This window comes from Paenibacillus sediminis, assembly GCF_017873765.1.
GTDB classification, from domain to species: Bacteria; Bacillota; Bacilli; order Paenibacillales; family Paenibacillaceae; genus Paenibacillus_AG; species Paenibacillus_AG sediminis.
In genome coordinates, this window is sequence record NZ_JAGGKP010000001.1 from 1,250,773 (window position 1) to 1,264,451 (window position 13,679).

A 13,679-nucleotide genomic window follows, 5' to 3' on the forward strand; every position below is an offset into this window, starting at 1 on the left:
GGAGATATTACCAAGTTATAACAAATTTATTAATTTATAACCCACTCGTCTTCTAGCAGACGAATTTTTTCGATGTGCTTAGCTTCTCCTGTCGCATCGTCTATATCGACGAAGACAGCATGGAATTGCCATTTCCCGTTATCGACTTGGAAACGAACAGGCAGCTGCGTTTTAAATTTGCGAAGGACCGCCTCACGTTCCATCCCTAGAATACCTTCCCGCGAGCCAACCATACCAACGTCTGTAATATACGCTGTTCTGCCTGGAAGCAAGATGTCATCATTGCTCTGTACGTGTGTATGTGTTCCAACAACCATAGATGCCCGGCCATCTAAATGCCAGCCCATCGCTATTTTCTCCGACGTCGCTTCCGCGTGAAAGTCCACCAAAATACATTTTACTTTCTTCTTCATTTGATCGACGATTTCATCCGCTTTCCGGAAAGGATCATCAATCGGCGGAAGAAACGTTCTTCCTTGCAAATTAACGATACCGAGTTCTTTGCCGTTCGCTTTAATAACTGTAGACCCAAGACCTGGTGTTCCTTCAGGGAAATTAGCAGGTCTAATCAATCTAGGCTCATCATCAATAAACTCAAAAATATCTTTATTATCCCACGTATGATTACCCATGGTTATGCCATGGATTCCCCAGTCGAAAAACTCCTTAGCAATAGCAGCCGTAATGCCCCGTCCAGATGCAGCATTCTCACCATTTGCGATAATGATATGCGGGTTGAATTTCGATTTTAAGTGCGGCAATGTCTCTTTAACCGCTTTTCTGCCTGTGTTCCCTACAATGTCACCAATAAATAAAACTTTGATGGTACTCCCCCCTCACAATGAAAAGTGGCCCACCACGGGAGCCACTTTTCAGCATATCCTTTATTTCGCGTATTCAACCGCTCTTGTCTCACGAATTACTGTAACTTTAATGTGACCCGGATAATCGAGTTCATTTTCAATCATCTTCGTAATGTCGCGCGCTAAGCGGAAGCTTTCCGCATCATCGATTTTATCAGGTTGAACCATGACACGAACTTCACGACCCGCTTGAATAGCATATGATTTCTCAACGCCTTCAAACGATTCACAGATCGTTTCTAGTTTTTCCAGACGTTTGATATAAGTTTCCAATGTCTCGCGTCTTGCGCCCGGTCTTGCTGCTGAGAGCGCATCGGCTGCACCTACGAGCATCGCAATAACCGAAGTAGCTTCAACGTCACCATGATGCGATGCGATACTGTTAATAACCACTGGATGTTCTTTATATTTCTTCGCCAGTTCCACGCCGATTTCGACATGAGACCCTTCCACTTCATGATCGAGCGCTTTACCGATGTCATGCATAAGCCCGGCACGTTTCGCCAATACAACGTCTTCTCCAAGCTCTCCAGCCATTAATCCTGCTAAATACGCAACTTCCATGGAGTGCTTGAGTACGTTTTGTCCGTAGCTTGTCCGGAATTTCAAACGTCCCAAAATTTTAATCAAATCAGGATGTAGTCCATGTACTCCAACCTCAAAGGTAGCTTGTTCACCATACTCACGAATTCGCTCATCCACTTCTCGACGGGATTTCTCCACCATTTCCTCGATACGCGCTGGATGAATCCGACCATCTGCCACCAATTTTTCAAGAGCAGTACGTGCAATTTCACGGCGGATCGGATCAAATCCTGATAAAATAACTGCTTCCGGTGTATCATCGATAATAAGGTCAATACCCGTAAGAGTTTCGAGCGCTCTAATATTTCGTCCTTCGCGGCCGATAATCCGTCCTTTCATTTCCTCATTCGGCAATGTAACGACAGATACCGTTGTTTCAGCAACATGATCAGCAGCACAACGTTGAATAGCCATGGTAATGATTTCGCGGGATTTCTTATCCGCTTCTTCTTTAGCCTGCTGTTCAATATCTTTGATCATTTGTGCCGTTTCGTGACGAACTTCTTGCTCTACCGTACTCAAAATGATGCTTCGAGCATCCTCCATCGACAAGTTGGAAATCCGCTCAAGCTCTTCCAATTGCTTCTTGTAGATAAGATCAATTTGTTGCTGAGTTTCTTCGATACGTTTCTCTTTGTTCGCCACTTGTTCTTCTTTACGTTCGAGCGATTCTATTTTTTTATCCATCGACTCTTCTTTTTGCAACAATCGTCTTTCTTGCCGTTGAATTTCATTACGGCGTTCACGAATGTCTTTATCAGCTTCAGTTCTTAGCTTATGGACTTCGTCCTTCGCTTCAAGAACTGTTTCTTTCTTCAGCGCGTCTGCTTCTTTCTTCGCATTTTCAATAATTTGTTCAGCAGCAGCTTCTGCACTAGAAATTTTAGCTTCTGCAAGAGACTTGCGAATAAAATAACCGAACCCAAAGAATAATGCGGCTACAACGAGAACGATCAGTATCCAGATCCATGATTGCATGTCCTGTTCACCTCCTCGTTGATTCCTCCAAGGCATTCCTTGGGATTTGTCAAATTTTCAGTTTACACATTCATTCTTTTGTTTACTAAGAATCGGTATATTCACTATAATGCCGATTCAGTCCACTGCTGCTCTTGATCATTCATGTGCTTATAACTTCAATAAAATGCAGCAGAGGACAACATTCATTTCATCATAAATTGGCGATTAGAATCATAGAATCCTCTTTTTGGAAGGAAAAGCGACTCTAAAATTAATGATTCATCTATATTTTATTATTTGCCAAAAGATATTGTCAAGCAAACTGACATCGCCACGGAGCACATGCCGTCATTTTTCAGCAAATTATTCCTCGAACCCATCTTCATTCTCAATTTCTACGAAAGCACGGCGTACTAATTCACTCGAAAAACCTCTGCGCATCAAATAAGCAGCCGTTTTCCGTCTGCGATCAAGCCGTTCCCCCTTCGTTTGTTTCCACTTCTTGCGACCGATCGTGATCGCACTCGCTAATTCTTCTTCTTCACTGATTTGTTCCAACGCTTCGCTGATGAGAGACTTGTTAATCCCCTTCTGACGCAGCTCATGCCTTACCCACACTTTACCCTTCCGCTGGCTCGAAACACGTTGCTGGGCCCACTGGCGAGCGTAGATAGCATCATTTAGAAGCCCTTCCTGCTCAAGACGATTTATAATTTCGTCGATTACACCTTCTTCGATCTCTTTCTCCCTAAGACGAATGGCAACCTCTTGTCTCGTACGAGGTTTGCGTCCCAAATAAAGTATAGCCTGAACGTAAGCTCGCTGCTTCTCATCTGCGATAATGATTTCACCAAGTTCTTGCTTATTAAAGGTGCTGCCCTTTAACATCCGATACTTGATCATCACATCTTCATGTACAGATAATGATAGATCGCCAAACCAGATCAGATATCGGTTTTTAGCCTTTTTAGCATGCTCTACCGAAGTAATAACGAGTTCTCCTTCATCAGGCAGCTGAAGCAGCGTCTCTTGATTATTCGGCCCACCATCTTGCTGAATGGGCAGTTCATTTTCTTCCATATTGGAACTCCCTTATTTTGTTAATCATCAACACTTCTTAAGCGGAAGTTTGTATATACTTTCTTACCTCTAAAAAGCGCTCCTCTTCATCTCTAAAAAACGCTCCTCTCGGTGAGAAATCATCGATTGGAGCGCTTCATCCTTGCTATTCGATTTCAAAAAGTTCGTTTTCTTCCAACGATTCTTCTTCTAACTCCGCAGCAGAAGGGGAAGATACAGAAGTCGACAAATTGCTTGATTCGCGAATTTTCTGTTCAATAGCAGCAGCTATTGCAGCATTCTCTTTCAAGAATTGCTTCGCATTCTCGCGCCCTTGACCTAATCGCTCACCTTCGTAAGAATACCAAGCACCACTCTTATTGACGATATCAAGCTCGGTACCAATATCGATAATACTTCCCTCTCTGGAAATTCCTTCGCCATACATAATATCGATATCCGCTTGTTTGAACGGAGGAGCAACTTTGTTCTTCACAACTTTAATTCTCGTACGATTACCTACGCTGTCATTACCAACTTTAATCGTCTCTACACGGCGTACATCAAGACGAACGGACGAGTAGAATTTAAGAGCGCGGCCGCCTGGAGTCGTTTCAGGGTTACCGAACATGACCCCTACTTTTTCACGCAATTGGTTAATGAAAATGGCAATCGTCTTCGACTTAGCAATTGCACCAGACAATTTACGAAGTGCTTGGGACATGAGACGCGCTTGTAGACCGACGTGCGAATCACCCATTTCCCCTTCGATTTCTGCTTTTGGTACTAAAGCTGCGACAGAGTCGACAACAATAATATCAACCGCACCGCTTCGTACTAGCGCTTCTGCAATTTCAAGCGCTTGTTCCCCAGTATCTGGCTGGGAGAGAAGCAGTTCATCAATATTTACACCTAATTTGCTTGCGTAAAGTGGGTCGAGCGCATGCTCTGCATCGATAAACGCAGCCTGCCCCCCCGTTTTTTGCACTTCAGCAATAGCGTGCAATGCTACAGTTGTTTTACCTGAAGATTCAGGTCCATAAATTTCAATAATCCGACCTCTTGGGAACCCGCCTGTTCCAAGCGCGATATCCAGTGCAATAGAGCCGCTGGGAACAACTTCCACTTGCATGTGCGTCGATTCCCCAAGTTTCATAATGGAACCTTTACCAAATTGTTTCTCTATTTGACGAAGCGCCATTTCCAGCGCAGCACGACGATCTGACAATCAATCCACACCCTTTACGGTTGATATTCTTCATCACTAATTTGTTTTGTAGTTTGTAATATTATGATACCTTGTTTTCAGTCGTTTGCCAAGCATTTTTTCGAACATACATTCGTTTTTTTTCGAAAAGGCAACAGACCTCCTTACATTTAAATACAAAAAAACCGCAGCAAAATCAGTTTTGCTACGGTTCTTCCGTTATTAGATAATATACCTCATGTCTATTGCTAACGCAACATCAGGCAGTAATATCATCTAACTTAAGATTGAAGCTTCAACCATAGGCGATACAAAATCGCCTTAACAGCTCGGTTTCGCACACTTTCACGGTTACCGTGCAATTTAAGCTGATGGACTTCTGTCTCTTTCCCCTTCTCAGCAATACCGATGTATACTAACCCCGCAGGCTTACCTTCTGATTCGCCGGGACCAGCTACACCCGTGACCGATAACCCAAAATCGGAATTCGTAATGGTTCTTACCCGCTCCGCCATCTCTTGCGCTGTTTCAGCGCTTACCGCTCCCGGAGCATCTGTTCCTTCGAGCAAATGATGCGGAACGCCGAGAAGCTGCTCCTTCATCTCGTTCGTATAGGTGACGAACCCGCCCTTTAATACCGAAGAGCTACCCGCAATCGAAGTAATCGTCTCCATAACCATGCCGCCAGTACAGCTTTCCGCAGCACTTAAAGTCAACCCTTGATCTGCCATCAAATGAACGATCGTATGTTCAATTGGGACATCGATATTGGCATACAAATGTTGCGGAAGACGAGCTTTTATTTTCGCTTCCATCTCATTAAGTTTCACGTTCGCTTCCGCCTTAGTAGGCGCTTTTGTCGACAGACGAATGGTTACCTCCCCTTCTTTGGCATAAGGAGCAATTGTCGGATCCGTTTGATTTTGAATGAGATCAATTAATTTTTCTTCAAGCAGCGATTCACCAATCCCTGCAAACTTTAACATTTTGGAGAAGAGCGGCATCTCAGAAGTCAGAACATGCTTGACGATCCATGGCTTAGCCTGATGATCAAACATCGGAATGAGCTCCTTCGGCGGTCCCGGAAGGATGATATAGTACTTGCCGTCTTGTGAAATAGCATTCCCAAGCGCTAAGCCTGTCTCGTTCGGAAGCGGATCGCTCCCTTCAATTATCAGAGCTTGACGCCGGTTATTTTCGGTCATCACAGTGCCTCTACCTTTGAATAACGCCTCAATTTTAGCCATAGCGTCTTCATCGATGTACATTTTACGGCCCAAAACTTCCGCAATCGCATCTTTTGTTAAATCATCTTGTGTAGGTCCAAGTCCGCCTGAAAATACAATAACATCCGCTCGGTTCTGAGCTATCGTAATCGCTTGTTTTAATCGACCTAAGTTATCGCCAACAACCGTTTGAAAATATACATCAATACCTAAGAACGCCAGTTCCTGAGACAAATACTGTGCATTCGTATTCACAATTTGTCCAAGCAAAAGCTCGGTACCTACCGCAATAATTTCCGCTTTCATTGTGAACTTCCTCCTTTATATGTATGGACTTAAATCAGAGCAGCCCGAGAAAGAAAAAGCAATAGGAAGGACCTATTGCCGTGTAAATCATTATGCTTTGGAATGTTGAACAAGTATGCTTCTATTTTTAACAAAATAATCAATACCGGAGTATACGGTAATAATCGCCGCTAACACCAAAGTAATTCGATCGAAAGCGATATTTAAAAATGCAAACGGGAAGTTGTTCAGCAGACTCGAAATAATGGCGATCATTTGTATGATCGTTTTAGCCTTGCCCCATTTGCTCGCTGCAACAACCGAACCTTCCAGCAAAGCTATCTGACGAAGGCCAGTTACCGCAAATTCCCGGCTGATGATCAGCACTGCAATCCACGCATCGCATTTCCCCATTTCGACTAGCGACACAAGCGCTGCCGTTACCAGCAATTTGTCAGCAAGTGGATCGAGCAGCTTACCAAGGTTTGTTACGAGGTTGCGCGAGCGGGCAATATGACCATCAATACCGTCCGTGCTTGCCGCTATAATAAACAGAATGGTAGCAATAAGTTGGCTGTACTCAATACGATATGAGCCAACTTGTAAAGAAGCTGTCATTTTGAAATCAACAAGCAGAAAAACCATCATGATTGGAATTAACAAAATTCTTGTGAGTGTAATACGGTTGGGTAAATTCACAAGACACCCTCCCCGAAAAGATCATATTCATTCATATACGTCAAATATTATGTAAGTTAGTATAATACAAGGGGTATACCCTGTCAAAATACAGCAATTTTACTTTAACATATTTTTGTAAATTGGAGTTGAATTCCTTATTTAAAGTTCGTAAACTGCAAATCAAGAGGCAAATCTGCTTTTCTCAGAAGTTGCATCACGGATTGCAGATCATCTTTACTTTTTCCGGTGACTCGAATTTGATCTCCTTGAATTTGACTCTTCACTTTAAGCTTCGAATCGCGAATGAGCACATTTATTTTTTTCGCGTTCTCTTGGTCAATTCCTTGCTTCAAAGTAATGCGTTGGCGAACTGTCCCCATAGAAGCTGGTTCAATTTTACCGTAATCTACATTTTTAAGCGATAGACCTCTCTTGACCATTTTCGATTGTAGAATATCAAGCACAGCATTCAGTTTATATTCGTCATCTGAAGTAACGACAAGCACATCCTTCTCAAGTTTCAAACTGCTTTTGCTGCCTTTAAAATCAAATCTCGTTTCAATTTCACGCTCCGTTTGATGAATCGCGTTAATCATTTCCTGCACGTCGAGTTTGGAAACAATATCAAATGAATTTTCTGAAGCCATCTGTTTTCACGTCCTTTCCAGTAGATATTATATGAAAAACTTGAAGCGAAGTCTAATTAGACAAAAGACGCTCCTCAAGACTAACCTTAGGTCTAAGAGGAGCGTCCATATACATGCATCGCTTAATATTTACTTCGTGACGGCTGACGAAACATATCTAGAATACCGAGCACAATATGTGCAAGGCCGAAACCTAAAATGCCGTAGCCCCACGCATTTGGCGTCAGATAATAACCTAAAAGACTGACAATTACACCTACTCCAGTAACGATCCAGCCAACGGACAAGGTACGTACACCTCACTTCATTCCAGAATAGAAGAGTAATTCTATTCTCTCCGTGAAGTTATTTCCTTATTCGTTTGCTGTAGTCGGGGTTGTATCTACTTGAGTAGAATCGGTTTGGTTGTTTGCTTCACCCGTTTGATTTGTTCCCGAAGTAGATTCGGCTTGGGAGCCAGCTGAATCAGCGCTTCCTAACTCCAATTGAATTTTGGAAGTAAGCTTGCCATCCGTTACAACTTGACCGCCAACTGTAATTTCAGTCGCAGGCGAGTTACCAGACTTGATGAACAGGCCTTGTCCATCAAGCTCATAAGTCTGATCATCACCGTTGTTCATATTGGCATAGAAAAGCTTCTCACCCTTAGAACTGCCTTTACGCACCTCTACCCAACTCTTTCCGGTCGCCTTAATTTCTACCTTAACCGGAGCAGCATCTGCTGGGGTAACTTTAAACACGGTAGTGCTGCCTTCTTTACGATCCTCTGTAACGACAGGCGCCGCTGACTTAGTGGTGTTCGGTTCAGTTACTGCAGGAGGCTGAGTCTCAGGAGTCGTACTAGCCCCGTTGTTGCCTTGAACTTCGCTATTTGTTCCACCAGCATTATCTCCTGAATTTGCAGGAGTTGTAGACTGTAAATCTGCAGGATTAGCCTGCTCAGTAGTTACTTTTGTTGGATCAACTTTGTTGACGCCTTTTTTATCGTTGAGCGATGAGACATATAAGTAAATAACAGCAATAATCAATATTGGAAAAGTCCACATAAGGACCGTAGAAATCCATTTTGAATTTCGATCAGAAGACTGTCTGTTGCTACGCTTTTGGACAATCGGTTCGGCAGTAACTTCCGGCTCGGGTGTCCGTATATCCATCTGGTGTACAGCGAACAGCTCGTCCGGATTGATTCCAACCGCTTCAGCATATGTCTTAATAAATGCTCTCACATAAAAACTGCCTGGGAGCACTTTATAATCCCCAGCCTCGATTGCTTCCAAATACCTTTTTCTTATCTTTGTCATTTCTTGCACATCGTCAAGTGTTAAACCTTTTTGAAGACGGGCTTCCTTAAGCTGTTGACCTAGATCCGACATACCATCACCTCCTTATTCAGAATATCATTATTTTATCTTTGAAAAGTTTACAATTCATTTACAAAATATTTACAGATCATCTGTATAACTTGTTGTAAACGTATCATAAACAATTTCTTCCTCAGGATTGTTACGGAGCTCTATAATAATATCAAATGAATTATAATCAAATTCTGATTCTTTCATAAACACATCAGGGTGTTCAATGACCTTGGTACAAGGCATCTCCATAATTTCTTGCAGAAGCTGATAATGTTTTTCGTTGGAACGAATAGTACTTACAATACCGTCAATAATAAACACATTATTCGGATTCATTTCATCTTCGGATAACTGGCTTCGAACGGTTTGTCTAAGCAATGTTGACGAGACGAACGTCCATCTCTTCATGGCGCAAACACTGCCAGCAATAATCGATTCTGTCTTGCCGACTCGTGGCATGCCTCTTAATCCGATAACTTGATTTCCTTCTCTCTTAAAGACTTCGCCGAGGAAATCAACCAAAAGTCCTAATTCATCACGTGTAAAACGAAACGTCTTCTGATCATCAGAATCCCGGTCAATATACCGCCCATGACGAACAGCTAAAATATCAACTAAGCGCGGAGAGCGCAAAGCACTCACCGTAATGTTATCTACCTTTTCAAGCATTTGACCCATCAATCTAATTTTCTCATCATCATCGGATTCAAGAAGCATACCGCGTGTTTTACCTTCAACACCGTTAATTGTAATGATATTCACTTCAAGCATCCCAAGCATTGAAGCAATATCTCCTAAGAGGCCGGGACGATTTTTATGTATTTTATATTCCATGTACCATTGCTTGTTCCCCATTGCAGACACCTCATTTTTATACATAAATGCTATTATTTATAGCAAAACAGTTCTTTACTCCCATGGAATCAGGCTAGGTCATTACTCTTACTACGTGTTAATGATATATAAAATAAAAATGAAAGGCAAGGCTCATCTAAATACAGATTAGAGAAAAGCTCCCAAATGGGAGCTTTTCTCATGTTTTGAAGCGACCATGTTATGCGTTTTGCTTTGCTAATTTCACCATCAGACGAGCAATTGTTTTACGTTCCTCTTCATTGCCTACGTCCCAAAGTTCTTTGAGTGCACGGTTCGAATGATTTGCCGGGTCTACCTTCTCATCAAGGAAAGAACCGATCTCATAAGCGAGATTATTGATTGTATCCTCGTTGACACCTAGTTGCTCCGCTTTCTGAACGCGTTCACCTAAAAATTTTTTCCAGCTATCAAAATCATTCATCACGGATGACATCGTTTTAAATCCTCCTTCACCTCATACAAGAAATTTAAATCAACACTCGTAATATGCATCAAAATGCTGCCATTTATTCTCGTATGCGAAGGAAGAACTTTTCACTATATTACCCATCCACCGTTTGGACTGATGATTTGTCCCGTTATATATGCTGACTCTGGAGAAGCTAAGAAATAAACAAGAGATGCGATTTCCGAAGGCTCCCCTAGCCTGCCAACCGGTATTTCCTCTTCAAGCATCTTCATTTCATCATGGTCTAAGTGCTCAAGCATACTCGTATTTACAGCTCCAGGCGCTACAGCATTCACGGTTACTCCAGACGGGGCAAGCTCTTTAGCTAACGCTTTTGTAAAAGCGTTCACACCGCCTTTCGCCGCCGAATATACGACCTCACAAGAAGCACCAGCCATCCCCCATACTGATGAAATATTTATAATGCGGCCATAACGCTGTGAAATCATATAAGGCATAAAGGCCTGTGTACACAGAAACAGACCTTTTAGGTTAATGTCTATCACTTCATCCCACTCGTCCTCAGTAACGTCCGAGAGAAGGCCGTAGTGCGAAATGCCAGCATTATTTATTAAAATATCAGGCTGCATCCCGCTTGATTCAATCTTTGTCCGCATCTCCATAATTTGTTCTTTGCTGCGCAAATCCGCCGCGACTGTCAACACTTTTACTCCAAATGACATGCAGCGTCTGGCGACTTCTCTTGCTGCTTCATCCGATTTCATATAGTGGATAACGACATTCATCCCGCCTTCTGCTAACCGTTCAGCAATGGCAGCGCCGATCCCTCGACCCGCTCCCGTAATTAAAGCTGTCATCTGCCTATCAAGCATTAAATCTCTCCCATGATGCATATTCATGAAGGGCTCACCACAATGGATACCGCAAGCTTCGACCAGTCGATATGACTGCGAAGACGTTCGTTCACTTCATCAAGTGTAATTGCTTCATAAAGCGGCAGAACGGCAAACAAGTCGCTGTCTCGGAATTTATATCGTGTAAATTCATGAGCAATATTTTCAGGAGAATTTAACATGCGCAAATAACCGCCGATTTTCTTTTTGCGAAGCCGTTCGAAATCGGATGCTGTAAAGCCTTTCTCCCGAATTTTATCTACTTCTTCTCGAATCCGCTGCAGCAGCAAATCAGGATCTTTCGTATCTCCGCCGATGGCTGAGAATGCATAATTCGGATTGCTATTGTATTCGTAACCGAAGCTGTCTGAAATTAACTCCTCATCGTACAGCTTCTGATACAGGCTCGTGCTTGAACCGAACAACAAATCCAGCATCAGCTTAGTCGTTAAGTCACGTCGTACAAGCGCCTCTCCCGTTAGACCCAATTCTGTTTCCTTAAACCCAAACAGACATTTAGGCATAGAGACAGCTAGTTTTGCGACTTTGCGCGGCTCAGCAACTTCGGACGGCTCTTCATCAAACAAACGTTCAATGTTGCCTTGTGGCTCAAAAGATTTCTTCGCTTGATTGTCCCGCACTAATTTAAATACATGTTCAGGTTCTACTCCCCCGACAATAAACAGCAACATATTGCTTGGATGATAGAACGTATGGTAACACTTGTAGAGCGTTTCTTTTGTAATCGTACCGATCGACTCCACTGTCCCTGCGATATCAATACGGACAGGGTGCACCTTGTAAAGCGCTTCGATTAATCCGAAGTAGACACGCCAGTCTGGGTTATCTTGATACATCTGAATTTCTTGGCCGATAATCCCTTTTTCTTTCTCTACATTCTGATCTGTAAAATAAGGGTGCTGCACAAAATTAATAAGCGTCTCTAAATTCGCGTCGATTTGTTCTGTCGCAGAGAAGAGATAAACTGTCTGATCAAAGCTGGTAAAAGCGTTCGCGGACGCTCCTTGCGAGGAGAACGTGGCGAAAATATCTCCTTCAGGCTCTTCGAACATTTTATGTTCCAAAAAGTGTGCAATGCCGTCAGGAACTTTCACTTCCTCTTGCCCCTCAACTCTGAAGTGATTGTCAATCGACCCGTATTTTGTTGAAAAAGTAGCGTACGTTTTCGAAAAGCCAGGCTTTGGCAGAACATACACCTGAAGGCCGTTATCCATCACTTCATAGTACAGCGTTTCTTGCAGATTCGGATATTGTATACGTTCCACAGGCTATTCCTCCTTTTGACCTTTCAAAAAATAAACCGTATCCAGCTCAAAAGTTTGGGCTGCAGCAACGACATCCTGCACGGTTACACGCTGCACCTGCTCAAGCAATTCACTCGTAGAACGTTCTTTACCCGATAACTGCCTGTTAAAATCAAAGGCGATCATCTCGAAGGCAGAGTCCTCTATTTCTCTGAGCGCATTGCTTATCATTGCTTTCGTCTGGATCATTTCCAGCTCCGAAATTTCACCTGCTCGCATACTTTCGAGTTGTTTCTGAATAATATCTAACGCCTTCTTGTAATTCTGAATTTCAATACCAGACTGTATCGTTCCGATCCCTTTGTGTCCGTCATAGCGCGAAGAAGCATAATAAGCAAGGCTCGCTTTCTCACGTACGTTCCTAAACAGCTTCGAATGCGGATAACCGCCTAGAATCCCGTTATACAGCAAGGCAGGTGCATACTTATCATCACCATACGTAATGGAAGTGCGAAGACCCATATTCAGCTTTCCTTGACTGACGTTCATCGCTTCTTCTACAGTCTTTACTTCCTTCACTCCGGTTATCGCCCGAGTCTGTGAATACGAGGGTGAAGAGGTACGCTGCATGTCGAAAGATTTCTTGACCAATTGCTCTACTTCCTCGGAGGTGGTATCACCCACAACGTACAAATCCATCACCGCATTTTGCAGCCAATCCTGATAGGCATTATATAGCTCAGCAGCCTCAATCCCAGCCAGATCTTCCCGTTTACCGAGCGGATGAAGTCTGTATGGCTCATCTTTACACATTTCCTCGATACACCGTTCAGCTGCATACCTAATTTTATCGTTTACAATCGCTTCCATTTTTTTGCGGATCGTCTCACGCTCTGCCTGTACATACGAAGTACGGAAATGTCCGTTCTCTGTTACTGGCTTCGTCAGCACTTCACCAAGGAAGTTAAACGACTTTTCAAGAAGAGATTCATCGCTTTGTACAAAAGAATCATTAATCGTATCCATACGAAATTGTACAATTTGATAATCACCGCGTTTATATACATCAAGGGCAAATCCTGCTCCGTATAAATGCTCCAATTGCTCACGAAATTGCGTTGTTTCGGGGTACGATGCTGTACCTCTGCGCAGCACAAATGGCGTAAGTGCAACTTTTGTAACCGTCTCTTCTTGAAGAGGGAATCCGATATAGAGAGAAATTGCAAATGTCTTAAAGCGCTTGGTCGGAAGCACATGAATTCGTAATTGATTCACGGTTCCGCGTTCAAATTGGGTTGTATTCAAGTCCAAAACTCCTTTACAACGCAGATGATATTACACCTTGTAATTTAAGGGTAAATCCATTCT

At 42.9% G+C, this 13,679-nt stretch carries 14 protein-coding genes; all 14 read right to left on the reverse strand.

Translation table 11 applies throughout. From position 1 onward, the window contains the following. Positions 1-29: 29 nt before the first annotated feature. The 14 genes from J2Z20_RS06045 to yfmF all read right to left on the reverse strand — a co-directional run bounded on the left by J2Z20_RS06045 (position 30) and on the right by yfmF (position 13,616). Positions 30-824 carry a TIGR00282 family metallophosphoesterase gene (locus J2Z20_RS06045; protein ID WP_209847374.1) on the reverse strand — a complete coding sequence of 265 codons (795 nt, stop codon included), beginning with the start codon at positions 822-824 and terminating at the stop codon, positions 30-32. A gap of 60 nt (positions 825-884) precedes the next feature. Beyond that, a complete protein-coding gene (gene rny / locus J2Z20_RS06050) occupies positions 885-2,426 on the reverse strand; it encodes a ribonuclease Y (RefSeq protein ID WP_209846471.1) in 1,542 nt (513 codons plus the stop codon). Positions 2,427-2,771: 345 nt separating this feature from the next. Beyond that, positions 2,772-3,488: a regulatory protein RecX gene (locus J2Z20_RS06055; protein WP_209846474.1), complete on the reverse strand. Its 717-nt coding sequence runs from the start codon at positions 3,486-3,488 to the stop codon at positions 2,772-2,774. A gap of 145 nt (positions 3,489-3,633) precedes the next feature. After that, a complete protein-coding gene (gene recA / locus J2Z20_RS06060; protein WP_209846476.1) occupies positions 3,634-4,695 on the reverse strand; it encodes a recombinase RecA in 1,062 nt (353 codons plus the stop codon). A 260-nt stretch (positions 4,696-4,955) separates the two neighbouring features. After that, positions 4,956-6,206 carry a competence/damage-inducible protein A gene (locus tag J2Z20_RS06065; protein WP_209846480.1) on the reverse strand — a complete coding sequence of 417 codons (1,251 nt, stop codon included), beginning with the start codon at positions 6,204-6,206 and terminating at the stop codon, positions 4,956-4,958. Between the two features lie 90 nt (positions 6,207-6,296). Then, complete coding sequence (pgsA, locus tag J2Z20_RS06070) at positions 6,297-6,884, reverse strand: CDP-diacylglycerol--glycerol-3-phosphate 3-phosphatidyltransferase (protein ID WP_209846483.1); 588 nt, start codon at positions 6,882-6,884, stop codon at positions 6,297-6,299. 137 nt (positions 6,885-7,021) lie between these two features. Next, positions 7,022-7,513, reverse strand: a complete 492-nt coding sequence (locus J2Z20_RS06075; RefSeq protein ID WP_209846486.1) for a YajQ family cyclic di-GMP-binding protein — start codon at positions 7,511-7,513, stop codon at positions 7,022-7,024. Between the two features lie 122 nt (positions 7,514-7,635). After that, positions 7,636-7,800, reverse strand: coding sequence for a hypothetical protein (locus J2Z20_RS06080; protein WP_209846499.1), 165 nt, complete (start codon positions 7,798-7,800; stop codon positions 7,636-7,638). Between the two features lie 66 nt (positions 7,801-7,866). Continuing rightward, positions 7,867-8,886, reverse strand: coding sequence for a helix-turn-helix domain-containing protein (locus J2Z20_RS06085; RefSeq protein ID WP_209846500.1), 1,020 nt, complete (start codon positions 8,884-8,886; stop codon positions 7,867-7,869). Between the two features lie 69 nt (positions 8,887-8,955). Next, positions 8,956-9,723 (reverse strand): DUF3388 domain-containing protein, encoded by a 768-nt coding sequence (locus J2Z20_RS06090; protein WP_209846502.1) that lies wholly within the window; start codon positions 9,721-9,723, stop codon positions 8,956-8,958. A 199-nt stretch (positions 9,724-9,922) separates the two neighbouring features. Further along, positions 9,923-10,177, reverse strand: coding sequence for a DUF3243 domain-containing protein (locus J2Z20_RS06095; protein WP_209846504.1), 255 nt, complete (start codon positions 10,175-10,177; stop codon positions 9,923-9,925). Between the two features lie 104 nt (positions 10,178-10,281). Next, entirely contained in the window at positions 10,282-11,046 is a 765-nt protein-coding gene (gene ymfI, locus J2Z20_RS06100; RefSeq protein ID WP_209847380.1) for an elongation factor P 5-aminopentanone reductase, read from the reverse strand. 2 nt (positions 11,047-11,048) lie between these two features. After that, the gene (yfmH, locus tag J2Z20_RS06105) at positions 11,049-12,332 is read right to left on the reverse strand and encodes an EF-P 5-aminopentanol modification-associated protein YfmH (protein WP_209846506.1); all 1,284 of its coding nucleotides are present in this window, start codon (positions 12,330-12,332) and stop codon (positions 11,049-11,051) included. Between the two features lie 3 nt (positions 12,333-12,335). Further along, positions 12,336-13,616 carry an EF-P 5-aminopentanol modification-associated protein YfmF gene (yfmF, locus tag J2Z20_RS06110; RefSeq protein ID WP_209846508.1) on the reverse strand — a complete coding sequence of 427 codons (1,281 nt, stop codon included), beginning with the start codon at positions 13,614-13,616 and terminating at the stop codon, positions 12,336-12,338. Between the last annotated feature and the right edge of the window lie 63 nt (positions 13,617-13,679).

What these genes read in the sequence shown, in the direction of transcription:
- J2Z20_RS06075 (WP_209846486.1), bottom strand. Translation starts at nt 7,513, where the DNA reads ATGGCTTCAGAAAATTCATTTGATATTGTTTCCAAACTCGACGTGCAG.
- J2Z20_RS06095 (WP_209846504.1), bottom strand. Translation starts at nt 10,177, where the DNA reads ATGTCATCCGTGATGAATGATTTTGATAGCTGGAAAAAATTTTTAGGT.
- J2Z20_RS06065 (WP_209846480.1), bottom strand. Translation starts at nt 6,206, where the DNA reads ATGAAAGCGGAAATTATTGCGGTAGGTACCGAGCTTTTGCTTGGACAA.
- J2Z20_RS06055 (WP_209846474.1), bottom strand. Translation starts at nt 3,488, where the DNA reads ATGGAAGAAAATGAACTGCCCATTCAGCAAGATGGTGGGCCGAATAAT.
- J2Z20_RS06085 (WP_209846500.1), bottom strand. Translation starts at nt 8,886, where the DNA reads ATGTCGGATCTAGGTCAACAGCTTAAGGAAGCCCGTCTTCAAAAAGGT.
- ymfI (WP_209847380.1), bottom strand. Translation starts at nt 11,046, where the DNA reads ATGCATCATGGGAGAGATTTAATGCTTGATAGGCAGATGACAGCTTTA.
- rny (WP_209846471.1), bottom strand. Translation starts at nt 2,426, where the DNA reads ATGCAATCATGGATCTGGATACTGATCGTTCTCGTTGTAGCCGCATTA.
- J2Z20_RS06090 (WP_209846502.1), bottom strand. Translation starts at nt 9,723, where the DNA reads ATGGGGAACAAGCAATGGTACATGGAATATAAAATACATAAAAATCGT.